General features: G+C 41.9%; 12 protein-coding genes. 7 read left to right on the forward strand and 5 right to left on the reverse strand.

Annotated features, from left to right (window positions below; translation table 11 throughout):
* Positions 1-63: 63 nt before the first annotated feature.
* Positions 64-2664: a ligase-associated DNA damage response DEXH box helicase gene (locus GPM24_RS19300; protein ID WP_158828826.1), complete on the forward strand. Its 2601-nt coding sequence runs from the start codon at positions 64-66 to the stop codon at positions 2662-2664.
* A gap of 470 nt (positions 2665-3134) precedes the next feature.
* Here the strand turns inward: GPM24_RS19300 and GPM24_RS19305 are convergent, their stop codons facing one another.
* The 3 genes from GPM24_RS19305 to GPM24_RS19315 all read right to left on the reverse strand — a co-directional run bounded on the left by GPM24_RS19305 (position 3135) and on the right by GPM24_RS19315 (position 5268).
* Positions 3135-3551 (reverse strand): hypothetical protein, encoded by a 417-nt coding sequence (locus GPM24_RS19305; RefSeq protein ID WP_158828828.1) that lies wholly within the window; start codon positions 3549-3551, stop codon positions 3135-3137.
* A gap of 88 nt (positions 3552-3639) precedes the next feature.
* Positions 3640-4209, reverse strand: coding sequence for a DUF922 domain-containing protein (locus GPM24_RS19310; RefSeq protein WP_158828830.1), 570 nt, complete (start codon positions 4207-4209; stop codon positions 3640-3642).
* Positions 4210-4335: 126 nt separating this feature from the next.
* Complete coding sequence (locus tag GPM24_RS19315) at positions 4336-5268, reverse strand: SPFH domain-containing protein (RefSeq protein ID WP_158828832.1); 933 nt, start codon at positions 5266-5268, stop codon at positions 4336-4338.
* A gap of 81 nt (positions 5269-5349) precedes the next feature.
* Here GPM24_RS19315 and GPM24_RS19320 point away from each other — a divergent pair, with 81 nt between their 5' ends.
* Complete coding sequence (locus tag GPM24_RS19320; RefSeq protein WP_158828834.1) at positions 5350-5535, forward strand: hypothetical protein; 186 nt, start codon at positions 5350-5352, stop codon at positions 5533-5535.
* A 35-nt stretch (positions 5536-5570) separates the two neighbouring features.
* On the opposite strand, the gene GPM24_RS19325 is transcribed toward GPM24_RS19320, so the two are convergent.
* Positions 5571-6128, reverse strand: a complete 558-nt coding sequence (locus GPM24_RS19325; RefSeq protein WP_158828836.1) for a C40 family peptidase — start codon at positions 6126-6128, stop codon at positions 5571-5573.
* Between the two features lie 276 nt (positions 6129-6404).
* Here GPM24_RS19325 and pdhA point away from each other — a divergent pair, with 276 nt between their 5' ends.
* The 5 genes from pdhA (at position 6405) to GPM24_RS19350 (ending at position 10948) form a co-directional block, all read left to right on the forward strand.
* A complete protein-coding gene (gene pdhA, locus GPM24_RS19330; protein WP_158828838.1) occupies positions 6405-7400 on the forward strand; it encodes a pyruvate dehydrogenase (acetyl-transferring) E1 component subunit alpha in 996 nt (331 codons plus the stop codon).
* 41 nt (positions 7401-7441) lie between these two features.
* Positions 7442-9127 (forward strand): dihydrolipoyl dehydrogenase family protein, encoded by a 1686-nt coding sequence (locus GPM24_RS19335; RefSeq protein ID WP_158828840.1) that lies wholly within the window; start codon positions 7442-7444, stop codon positions 9125-9127.
* Positions 9128-9194: 67 nt separating this feature from the next.
* A complete protein-coding gene (locus GPM24_RS19340; protein ID WP_158828842.1) occupies positions 9195-9896 on the forward strand; it encodes a uracil-DNA glycosylase family protein in 702 nt (233 codons plus the stop codon).
* Positions 9897-9981: 85 nt separating this feature from the next.
* On the forward strand, positions 9982-10557 hold the full coding sequence (locus GPM24_RS19345) for a hypothetical protein (protein ID WP_158828844.1): 576 nt from the start codon (positions 9982-9984) through the stop codon (positions 10555-10557).
* Positions 10558-10606: 49 nt separating this feature from the next.
* Entirely contained in the window at positions 10607-10948 is a 342-nt protein-coding gene (locus tag GPM24_RS19350) for a hypothetical protein (RefSeq protein WP_158828846.1), read from the forward strand.
* Between the two features lie 54 nt (positions 10949-11002).
* On the opposite strand, the gene GPM24_RS19355 is transcribed toward GPM24_RS19350, so the two are convergent.
* On the reverse strand, positions 11003-13177 hold the full coding sequence (locus GPM24_RS19355) for a VWA domain-containing protein (RefSeq protein ID WP_158828848.1): 2175 nt from the start codon (positions 13175-13177) through the stop codon (positions 11003-11005).
* Positions 13178-13228: the final 51 nt, after the last annotated feature.

The raw sequence follows: 13228 nt of genomic DNA on the forward strand, positions 1-13228 counted from the left end.
ACAATTCTGTACGTTAGTAAGCAGTGTCGCAACTAAAATTAAGTTGCTTTGTATTATTACAGCATGATTACTAAAGGGCAGCAGGTTATTCACAAATGGTTTACGCAAAAAGGCTGGCAGCAATTCCCGTTTCAGCAGGAAATGCAGGATGCCTATTTGGGGGGCTATTCGGGCTTGTTAAATGCGCCCACTGGTAGCGGTAAAACGTTCGCGCTGTTTTTGCCTTTTTTGGTAGGTTACATTAACCAATACCCCGATACTTATCAAACCCGTACCAACAATGGTTTGCTGATGCTATGGATTACGCCTTTACGGGCATTAACCAACGACATCCGTAAAGCCATGCAGGAAGTATGCGATGAACTGGGTTTGCCCTGGCGCGTAGGCACCCGCACAGGCGATACCTCACAAGCCGAAAAGCAGGCCCTACGTAAAAAGCTTCCTGAAGTGTTGCTTACTACTCCAGAAAGCTTGCACCTGATGCTGGCTCAAAAAGATTATCCCAAATTGTTTCAAAATCTGCAAGTGGTAGTGATTGATGAATGGCACGAATTGTTAGGTACCAAGCGCGGCGTACAGGTGGAGTTGGGATTATCAAGGCTGAGGGAGTTGTCTGTTGTCAGTAGTGAGTTGTCAGGCCAAAAAAAAGAACCGATAACCCACAGTTTACAACCCAAAACTGATAAGACACAACTTAAAATATGGGGCATCAGCGCCACCATTGGTAATTTAGAGCAGGCCGCCGAGGTACTGCTAGGCAATAATTTCCCACCGGACAGAATACGAATGGTGCGGGCGCATATCAGCAAAAAGCTGCAAATACAATCGGTTATTCCAAAGAATATTGAAAACTATTCGTGGACGGGGCATATTGGTTTGAAACTGTTGCCCGAGGTAATGGAGATTGTGGCTGAAAGCAAAACCACACTTATTTTTACCAATACCCGTGCGCAATCCGAAATCTGGTATCATGCTATACTGAATAGTTATCCAGAGTATGCTGGCATTATGGCCATGCACCATGGTTCGTTAGATAATGAGTTGCGTAATTGGGTGGAGCAGGCTTTGCATCAGGGGATTTTGAAGGTAGTGGTGTGTACTTCAAGTTTAGACTTAGGTGTAGATTTTCGGCCGGTAGATACCGTTATACAGGTAGGTAGCCCTAAAGGGGTGTCGCGGTTTATGCAGCGAGCGGGTAGGAGTGGTCACCACCCCGGCGCATTATCAAAAGCGTATTTTATTCCAACGCATTCACTTGAATTAATGGAGGGTGCCGCCTTAAAGCAGGCCATAACCAACCAAACTTTTGAAAGTCGCGACCCTATTTTACTGGCTATGGATGTGCTGATCCAGTACATGGTTACACTGGCTGTGTCAGACGGTTTTCGGGCCGATCAGTTATACGCCGAGGTAAAAAGTACCTTTGCCTATGCCGATTTGCGCCGTAGCGAGTTTGAAGAGCTGCTGGCCTTTATCACCACTGGCGGCGCCACGCTATCGCAATATGATGAGTACCTGAAGGTGGAAGTGGAAGACGGGTTATATAAAGTAAACAGTCGCCGCGTAGCCATGCGCCACCGCATGAGCATAGGTACTATTACCAGCGAAATGAGTCTGCGGGTAAAGCTGATGCATGGTGGCAGTTTGGGTACTATCGAGGAAGGCTTTATATCGAGCCTTAAACCCGGCGATACATTTTGGTTTGCCGGCCGTAGTCTGGAATTTATGTATGTGAAGGAGATGACAGCCTTTGTCAAAAAATCTAATGTTACCAAAGGGCGTATTCCAAGTTGGGCGGGTGGGCGTATGCCTTTGTCATCGCAACTGTCGGACGTATTACGGCAAAAGCTGAATGAGGTAGCTTTGCATCAGGAAAAAGATGAAGAGTCTATCGCCTTGCGTTCGCTGTTTGATTTGCAGGGCCACTTGTCGCACCTGCCTAAACAAAACGAACTGCTGATCGAGGCATTTGAATCGCGCGATGGTCACCATCTTTTCTTTTATCCATTCGAAGGGCGATTGGTGCATGAAGGTATGGCATCCTTAATTGCCTACCGCATTGGCCAAATTAAAAGTGCCACTTATAGCATTGCCATGAACGATTATGGCTTTGAACTGCTTACTGATGAGCCCATTCCGTTGATGGAGGCCCTAGAAGAGGATTTATTCAGAATTACCGACTTGCTTCAGGATATCCAGAACAGCTTAAATGCTAACGAAATGGCCCGGAGGCGTTTCCGGGATATAGCACATATCGGAGGGTTGGTATTCACCGGTTATCCGGGTCAGCAAATTAAAAACCGGCATTTGCAGGCATCTACCTCATTGCTGTTTGATGTATTTGAAGAGTACGAACCTAACAATTTACTGGTACGTCAGGCTTATAACGAAGCGCTGGCTTATCAGTTGGAAGAGTTTCGGCTGCGTGCTGCCTTGCAGCGCATCCAAAAGCAAGAAATTGTGATCAAGCAAATTCCCCGACCCACGCCGTTTGCCTTCCCTATACTAGTAGATGGCCTGCGCGAAAAGCTTTCGCTTGAAAGTTTAGAAGATCGTGTTGCTAAAATGGCACGCCGTTATGATGCCTTTGAAGATTTTGATGAAGAGCTGCCCAAACAGAAAGAACCGATAGTGCGAAAAAGAAAGCGCATCAGGGGACTGTAAATCGCATATTACTTTACGCTTTAAATTACATTTTTCCCATTGGGGAATGTTATGGCCAATATTTCCACAAGCATGGCTATTGGGGTGGGGAAACACTTGCTCAAATTTAACAATATCAGTTAATATAGCCCTTTTCGAACGGTTTAGAGCGTTTTTTTATCATGGAACGCTGTTTGTCTTATACTTATCAGAATTGATTAAACTATTAAACAAAGAGATATGATCGCCTTAATTACAGGATTAGTTGTAGCCAACGTAGTAGTTGCCGTTAACAACCAAAGTGCCCGAAATAAATAAGAAGCTTACCCTTTCCCCTGATTTAATATAGTAATAGTGTTGTTTGTTTATTAGCCGATACGGATAATTTTTAGCCGATACGGAAAAGGCCCTGCTAGCAATAGCGGGCCTTTTGTATTTAGAAGCCATTTGAATGATTTTGGCCCCACTGTTAAATGTGTTTATTTTTTGTTTTATTTTAGCCTTACATACTTTGCACCAGAACTGGCATCGATACCCAAAAACGCACCGTCTATGATTAATGTATCCGGCTTACCTGGCCGAATGGTGTAAGTACCTATTATTTTATTATTTACAAATATGGCCTTACCATTATAGTAACGGTCGTGATAATCATCCACCACTTTGTATGAGCCGTTTACTGTTACTTGAGCATTTTCACTGGCCGTATAATTTTTATTGTTGTCGAAAGTAATGATGACTGGCTTTTGTAAATCGGCCGGGTAGCGATTCAATCCGGCAATCGTAATCTCAACCCTTTCGTTTAATAGCCATGAACCTTTTAAGGCAGTAGAGATATGATTTTCTTTTTTGCATGATAGCGATAACAAGCTTACAAAAAGGATGATTAAGTATGAATTGGCTTTCATTAGTTTAGGGAATTGGTACACATCCTTACGCAAACGAGGTACAAAATGCAATAGGCCAATTCTTTAAAACTTATTAAGCTGTAAAAATTTAATAGCGGTAATTCATGGCCAGGCTGTTGATCTGGCTAATCTCTTTATTCAGCCAATTAATCCAGGCATCTTGTTGCTTGCGGTCGAGCATGTGGTTGGTGTCGTCATCATAGTCGGCGTTCAGCTGTTTATATTTTTCGTTTACCCGGCTAAATATGGCGTTTACCTGGGCCTGGTAGTTAGCAGTGTAACGTGCCTGGCTTAAACTGCTCAGCATCTCTTGCCGCATCAGGTAAGCTAATTGGTAATGCCCTTGCTCGTGACGTAACACCTCGGCCATCATTTCGGGCGTGTTAATGATTTTGCGGTTCATCCACGATTTGTTCCGGTTCATTACCAGCTGTACATCGAAGGCCAGTTGGTAATAGCCGTTTCGGCCGGGACTAGCCTGATAATTCATGCTAACGCTACAACTTGTGTAAGCAACATACATACCGCTACCTGCAGGTATGGTGCCAGTAAAATCATTAGGAGTTAACTGCCGGTAAGCTTGTTGTGCCTTAACCGTACTTATTCCCAGCAGGCATAGCGCTACTGTACACATCATCCGCACCCAACTAAATTTCATCTATAAATCAGGAGTAAATCTTTTATGCTGTTTTGACATTTTCCCTTATTAAAGGTTTAATGCCAAAATACCTGCTTTAACGAAATTAAAGTATTGATGTTTGCTTGATAGTTAATAAATGTAAACTTATACCTGCTTATTACCAGCGTTGTGCAGCATGTTTAAGCTCATCATTTCCTTCATAGTACGTTCCATATTCTCAGCCGAACCATCTAAGAATATTACGTTGCCTTTAGAGTTCTCCGAAAAATGCTTGATAGCTTCGGTCCACATGGTAAATAGGATAACAGAGGTATCCATATCGGCCTGATGCATCTCTTTGGCAGCTACTGTCATACCTTTAGCCACCTCTTCGCGGAATAATGCTACGCCCTGACCACGTAACTGCGATGCCTGGCGCTCGGCTTCGGCGGCAATTTTAATGGCGTTACCTTCGGCCTCGGCAGCTTTGGTTTTGGTAATCAACAATGCCTGACCTTCATTTTCGGCGGCTGCCTTTAGGTTATTCGAGGCAACTACCTGGCTCATCGATTTCATGATAACATCGTCAAAAGTGATATCATTTAACTGCAGATCCTGCAAATGATAGCCCCAGCCTTCAAGTATATTATCAATCTGTTCTTTTACATGCTCCACAATTTCGCGGCGTAATATCAGTACATCGCTTTGGCGCTTGGTGGCTACATAAGCACGGATAGAACCTTCAACTGTACGCACTAAAGCTTGCATCAGGTTACGTTCATCCACAAACTTAAAAGCTACCGCTTTGATAGCTTCTTCGCTCTGATTTAGTACAGAATACAGTAACATGGCCTTAAAATATACATTGGCTTGGTCTACCGTTACAGCCTGAAATTCCAGTTCTACTGAACGATTTTGAATAGATATTCTGGAATATAATACCTCAATCAGCGGAATTTTAAAATTAAGGCCCGGCAATAATATGCGGCGATACTTTCCAAAAACGGTTACAACGCCGATTGTTCCTTGCCTGATGGTTACAAATGAGGTGAAACCAATTATTAATAAAATAAACAGAATAATCCAAACGGTAATCATAAAATGGTGTTAATAGCCAATAAATATAGTTAATAAACTATAGCAATAATAATTATAAGATCAAATTATAAACAGATAACTATGAATCTAAAACGAACTTTCGGTTTTGTACTTACCGTGCTGGGTATTGTAGGGTTAATTTATACCGGTGTGGAGGTAATACAGCAGTCCAGAAATATTACTACGCTGGTAGTGATAGGCTTGATAGGACTTCTGTTTTTCTTTTCGGGTATCGGGCTAATCAAAAATACCAAAGACACCGAGTAAATAAAAAAGCTCCCGTTTTTGGCGGGAGCTTTTTATTAGTTTTGTTCTTGCTTATTTTCTGCGTCCGATAGTAAGCGACCGCCTTTAAAGTAATATCTGGTCCAGTATGGATCGGCAAGGTAGCTAATCATAACCCCTTTGCTGGATGAAGCATGGGCAAATTTGCCGTTGCCAATATAAACACCCACATGGGTAATGGCGCGGCTATGAATTTTAAAGAAAACTAAATCGCCTTCTTTTAAATCTTCCTTGTTAACCGGATTAGCCATGCTGAAAATGTTGCGGCTATTATTGCCGATGGCAGTATTGAACACCTTGTTATATAACTGGTAAGCAAAGCCCGAGCAATCAATGCCGCGTTTAGTGTCACCGCCTAAGTGGTAAGGGGTACCAATCCAGTCATATACGAATTGAAATAATTTAACGTTAGAGGTTGCAGACATCGCAACACCCATTATTTGTGAGAAGTAGTCTTTAGCTAAGCTTTCTTGTTCGTCAGGTTCCTTGCTGTTTGTATTTGGAACGTTTTTTGTTTGTGCAGATGCACTTAAAATACTCAAAGTTAAGGCAATAGCTAGGCTCAATTTCTTCATCTAATCAGCAGTTTTTAGGGTTATTTTCGTAACTTGTTTATTAAACTGGACACGGGTGTCTATTGTTAAAGACAAAGCTATAGATTATTTTCAAAAAACCAAATCTTGAAAATAATTTATGCTAAAATTAATTTCCGCTTGTCCGGTAGTTAACCTTGTACGCAAGAATGTAACAAAAGGATAAATATTTTTGAGAAAAGTTGCATGCTATGGATTTTTTTCGCGGATATAATTAGATTTGCGCATTCTCAAAAAACAGAAATTGATTCTTATATAATGAGTTCAATCGAAATTACAAAAGACACCTACCTGATGTGGTACGAATCGATGCTGTTGATGCGCAGATTCGAAGAAAAAACAGGACAGTTATACGGACAGCAAAAAATCAGAGGATTTTGTCACTTATACATTGGGCAGGAGGCTGTATTGGCCGGAGCCATGTCAGTGTTACGCCGCGAAGACGGTATGATTACCGCATATCGCGATCATGCTCACGCTATAGCTAAAGGTACAGCGCCAAAAGCAGTAATGGCCGAAATGTATGGTAAAGCTACCGGTTGCTCAAAAGGTAAAGGTGGTTCCATGCACATGTTCGATAAAGAAAATAACTTTTACGGTGGTCACGGTATCGTAGGTGGACAAATTCCACTGGGTGCCGGTGTTGCATTTGCCGAAAAGTTTAAAGGTACAGACAACGTATGTGTTACCTATATGGGTGATGGTGCTGTTCGCCAGGGCGCTTTAAACGAAACCTTTAATATGGCTGCGCTGTGGAACCTGCCTGTAATTTTCATTTGCGAAAACAACGGCTATGCAATGGGTACTTCAGTAGCACGTACTACTAAAGAAACTGATATCTATAAGTTAGGCTTACCTTACGGTATCCCTTCATCACCTGTTGATGGTATGGACCCAGTAGCTGTACACAACGCTATGGACGAGGCTGTACAACGTGCCCGTAACGGTGAAGGTCCAACTTTCCTGGAAATGCGTACTTATCGCTACAAAGGTCACTCGATGTCCGATCCGCAAAAGTACCGTACTAAAGATGAGGTTGAATCTTATAAAGCAAAAGACCCTATCGAGGTAGTAAAATTAGCTATCGAAGAAAAAGGTTATGCCGACGAGAAATGGTTTGAAGAGATTGCCGCTAAGATAAAAGGCATAGTTGATGAATCAGTTCAATTCTCTGAAGAATCACCATGGCCGGATGCTTCTGAACTATACACTGATGTATATGTGCAGAACGACTATCCATACATCAGAGACTAACCTATTTAAAAATATTTAATTAAACTATTCATCAACATCATATGGCTGAAGTAGTTAAGATGCCGAAAATGAGCGATACCATGACCGAAGGGGTTATCGCAAAATGGCATAAAAAAGTTGGCGACAAGGTAAAATCCGGCGATTTATTGGCCGAGGTAGAAACTGATAAAGCCACTATGGATTTTGAATCTTACCAGGAAGGTACACTATTATACATAGGTGCCGAAGAAGGTTCTGCTGCACCTGTTGATTCTGTAATTGCCGTTATTGGTAACGACGGTGAAGATTATAAAGCTGCTTTGGAAGGTGCCGGTTCTAATGCACCTGCTGCTAAAGAAGAAAAACCTGCTGCACAGGCAGAATCAGCTCCGGCTGCAACGCCTGCGCCTGCTGCTGCAACCGCGGTTGACACTTCAAACATTCCTGCTGCCGTTATCCGTATGCCGCTTTTAAGCGATACCATGACGGAAGGTATTATCAACAAATGGAACTTTAAAGTTGGTGACAAAGTGAAAGCTGATGACTCGTTAGCTGACGTTGACACTGATAAAGCTACCATGGAAGTAGTAGGTTACGAAGATGGTACCCTGCTGTATATTGGTGTACAAGAAGGCGAAGCAGCTAAAGTAAACGATATTATTGCCATTGTAGGTAAAGAAGGTACAGATGTTACCCCATTACTGCAAGGTGGTGGTTCAGCTCCTGCAGCATCATCTGCTCCAGCTGCCGAAGAAACTAAACCTGCTACCGAAGAGGCTGCTGCACCGCAAGGTTCAACCGCTGATGATAGCCGCGTAAAAGCTTCTCCGTTAGCTCGTAAAATTGCACAAGACAAAGGCATCAACCTTAACGATGTTAAAGGCTCTGCCGAAGGCGGCCGTATTGTGAGGAAAGATGTGGAAAGCTTTACGCCTTCTGCTAAATCTGCTGCTCAGCCTACCGCTTCTTTATCAGAAGTACAGGCCGAAGAAGCTGCCAGCGCTAAAGCTAAAGAAGGTGCTGCTAAAGCAGGCCCAACTATCACTTTGGCTCCGTTTGTAGGCGAAGAGAAATTTACCGAAAAACCGGTTACACAAATGCGTAAGGTGATTGCTAAACGCTTGTCAGAAAGCTTGTTTACTGCACCTCACTTCTTTGTAACCGTTTCTATTGATATGGATGCTGCTATAGTAGCCCGTACCAAAATGAATGACGTTTCTCCGGTTAAAATTTCCTTTAACGACTTAGTAGTTAAAGCTTGTGCTGTTGCTTTAAAACAACATCCTGCTATCAACTCATCATGGTTAGGCGATAAAATTCGTTTTAACGAGCACGTAAATATCGGTATCGCTGTTGCTGTTGACGAAGGTTTATTAGTACCGGTTGTTCGTTTTGCTGATGGTAAATCACTAAGCCGCATCAGCGCCGAAGTGAAAGAGTTTGCCAAAAAAGCGAAAGACAAAAAACTGCAACCTGCTGATTGGGAAGGTTCAACCTTTACTATCTCTAACTTAGGTATGTTTGGTGTAGATGAGTTTACTGCCATCATTAACTCACCTGATTCTTGTATCCTGGCTGTAGCTGGTATACAACAAGTACCGGTTGTTAAAAACGGGGCTGTAGTACCAGGCAACGTTATGAAAGTTACCCTGAGTGCTGACCACCGTACCGTAGACGGTGCAACTGCTGCCTCATTCCTGCAAACTGTTAAATCATTGCTGGAAGAACCTGTTAGATTGTTAATCTAAGATTTTAATTAAATCAATATATTAAAGGCCATGCACATTGCATGGCCTTTTTTGTTTATATGTGTGTATGGAAACCTTTGCTGATAGAGTTCTGAATTTTAACAAAAGTCTGGTATATACTGGCGGTGCGCTGCCGCCCGGCATCCGCATACTTAATACTTATCAGGAGTTACCTCAGGCTGTGCAGATAGCTGAGCAGTTTTATCACAAATATTTCCATGATACTAATAAGCGGCATATTATCCTGGGCATTAACCCCGGCAGGTTTGGTAGCGGTTTAACAGGCGTTCCTTTTACCGATCCTAAACGGTTGCAAAAAGAATGTGGTATATCTTACAACGGCCCATCCGCACATGAACTATCATCGGTTTTTGTTTACGATATGATTAATGCCTTTGGCGGCGTAGACGCATTTTACCGCAATTTCTATATCAGCTCGGTTTGCCCGCTGGGCTTTATCACTGTTGATAATAACGGTAAAGAAAAGAACTATAATTATTACGATAGCAAAGAGCTAACACAGGCAGCGTACCCATTCATTGTTGAAACGCTACCAAAGCAAATTGCACTAGGTGTACATACCGATGTTGCCTTTTGCTTTGGTAACGGTAAAAATGAAGCATTTCTGCGTAAGCTGAATGCAAAGCATAACTTCTTCGGGCGGATTATTGCTTTGGAGCACCCTCGGTTCATTATGCAGTACAAGCTCAAAAACAAACAATATTATATAGATAAGTATCTGGATGCTTTTCAATCAGTGCTTAGCTAGATTATATAAGTAAATTTGTTTTTAACTCAAGTTGAAAAGATGTTTATAAGTCACCACTTAAAGTTCATTAAACTATAATTGTGTTATGAAGCCTTTTTCACTAATGTGGTTATTGATTATTGTAAGCTCGACGGTATATTCTCAAACGCTACTTATCCGAGGAAGATTGCAACCTGGGAGAAGCACTGGTATGTCAAGCGTCGTTGTCAATGATACACTTTATAAAACTCATTATAAAAGCTTTTTAAACGGAGATCAATTTGCTCAATTGCGAAAAACGCTGATAAAAGATAGTTTACTTTTTGAACCAGATAGCACTGGGGCATTCTATATCAGGGCAAAACTTAAAGACACACTATATTTTTATTGTTTAAACTATGTGACAAAGAAGTATGCCGTTGCAGATTTGCTCAAAAGGCGTAACATTCTTATCCGTCTGAAAGAGGTGCCTTGTATAAAATATAAATTGTGCAAGGATACAGTCCCCAGAAAAACTTATGTGTTTCTTGGGGAGAAGGTAACCTTGAAAGCTTTACCCGATCCACGGTATTGTGAAGTTAATGGTGTACTACGCATTGGAATGGATGCTGTTTATTTGGCTACTTACCACATCATAAAAAATATTTATGGCAAGTATAAAAAAAAGTACAATAACGTTTAAAGTTTATGATCATTATGGAGCGCCAGATTTTTCTAAATTTAAATATGTAATGCTTTTTGTATCCGATTACTGCGGAGAGCTAATTCATGAAAAGTATCAATACTTTGAAGTTTATCCAACCAAAAACCACCGATGGGCCACTCCGGATGATCCGTACAGAATGGATCATGTAGAAATGAAAGATATAAAAGCAGTACCTGTAGAATTTGCCAGCCCAGTTTACTATGATACTAAAAAGTTGCACTTAACATTCAAAAGAAAGTTTCAAGACCCTTATTATTTTAAAGTAAACGATACTACAGCTGTGCCGTTGTTGGGTACTTATTCAGAAGACTTATTGCGTATAAAGATGGATGGGAATTTAAAGAGAGTGTTTGCGAAGAAGCGTTAATTAAGTACCCTGCCAAAAAAAGTACTTTCTCGACAGGGTACTTAATTTGATAAATTACTTTTCTACCGCTACTAAACTGCTTTTACTTAACAGCTTGGCACTTTCGGCAAGTTTAATAAATTCGGCACGATATCCTTCCCTGTCTTCACCTTTGGCTGCTCTGGCAATTTCAATGGCTTGATTAAAATTTGCCTTTTGTTTGTAGTCCGATTCTCGTAGTAACAAGCCTATTTCGGCAACCGCTGTTGCAAAGCGAAAATCAGTTGAGGTGCTTTCAAAAATGGTGGGTTTGTCCATCACCACAACCTGGCTCAATTTGCTTTGTGAAGATGTGGGTTCTTTATACCGAAATTTTATGGTCATCATCTCGCCGGAATTACTAGCTACCGGTGCTTTTTCGACCTTTTGGTATTTTAAAGGATCAACCGTAGAAGCAAAATTGTCTTTTACGCCCACAGGGATAATTTCATAAAAGGCTGTAACGGTGTGACCGGCTCCCATATCGCCGGCGTCTTTCATGTCGTTATTAAAATCTTCCTTGTTCAGTAAGCGGTTTTCATAACCAATCAGCCTGTAGGCTTGTACAATGGACGGATTAAACTCTATTTGTAATTTGACGTCTTTAGCTACTGTGAACAAGGTGCTGCCAAACTCGTTCACCAAAGTTTTGCGTGCTTCGGTAATGTTATCGATGTAAGCGTAGTTGCCATTACCTTTATCGGCTAAGGTTTCCATCTTGCTGTCTTTGTAGTTACCCATACCAAAACCAAGCACCGACAAAAAAACGCCGCTTTTGCGTTCCTGCTCAATAAGGTGTTCGATGTCTTGGTCAGACGATGCGCCGACGTTGAAATCGCCATCTGTAGCTAATATCACCCGGTTGTTACCATTCTTTAAAAAGTTATCTTTTGCTATCTGGTAAGCTAGCTGAATACCTTCGCCACCTGCTGTTGAGCCACCAGCGTTCAGCCGGTCAATGGCATCTTTAATGGTTGTCTTTCGGTCGCCAGGAGTAGAGGGTAGTACCAGTCCGGCTGCACCAGCATAAACTACCAGGGCTACTTTGTCTTGTGGCCTTAGCTGGTCTACCAACATTTTTAATGATGATTTAACCAGTGGCAGTTTGTTATAGGCATCCATTGAGCCTGAAACATCAATTAGAAATACGAGATTAGAAGCTGGCAGTTTGTCTGTTTTGATTTCTTTAGCTTTTAATCCGATACGCAACAACCGGTGCTGTGAGTTCCATGGAGCGGTAGCCAGTTCGGTATGAATGGCTACCGGTTCGTTATTAGTGGGAGCCGGGTAATGGTAACCAAAGTAATTAACCATTTCTTCAATACGTATGGCATCTTTGGGTGGTAGTTGCCCGTTGTTAATATAACGGCGAATATTGCTGTAAGATGCCGCATCTACATCCACTCCAAAGGTGGAAAGCGGGTTGTCTTTCGGATTTTGATAGGTATTTTCTACTAGTGGTGCGTACGACTCGTCAATTAAATCGCGTTGCGGCGCAAAGTAGCCTGGATTTGGTACGGTTACTTTTTTGTTTTTTGATTTGCCATTTTTCGTGGTAACAATGATGACGCCATTGGCTGCCCTTGATCCATAAAGCGCTTTGGCTGATGCATCTTTTAATACCTCAAGTGCTTTGATATCTTTTGGCTGAAGACTCTTTGGCATGGCATTGGCTGCAACGCCGTCTATTACATATAAAGGTTGTGTACCACTAACGGTGTTGATGCCACGGATACGGATCTGCGTGTTGGCACCCGGTACGCCTCTGGGCGGTGCAACTGTTATCCCGGCTACTCTGCCTTGTAAAACATTCCTAGAATAAATCGCTGGGTTGCCAGTTACTGTAGCAACACTACCCGTTACAGATACCTTGCGTTGTGTGCCGTAACTTATAACAGCAACCTCGTTTAAAGTTTGTGTAGATGCTTTTAAAGTTGCATCAATTTGTTTTTGATGGTGAATGGATATGGTTAATGTCTCGAAACCCAGATAGCGGAATGTTAGATTTTTAGAAGTTTCAGGTACGTTGATTTTATAATGCCCATAGGCATCAGCCTGCGTTTTGAAATTTGTGCCTTCAGCAGATACAGTTACACCCGGTAGCACCTGTTTCTGTTCGTCATAAACGGTACCGGTAATAGTACGCATGGTAATGGGCTTAAACGCGGTTAAGCTAACCAGCGTTAAAAGTAATAGTGTAAGCTTTTTCATGGTTGTTTAGTTTGGTTTTGTAATGAAGATGCCGGACGCACACGATTTCCA

It is taken from the genome of Mucilaginibacter lacusdianchii (assembly GCF_009770985.1).
GTDB lineage: Bacteria > Bacteroidota > Bacteroidia > Sphingobacteriales > Sphingobacteriaceae > Mucilaginibacter > Mucilaginibacter lacusdianchii.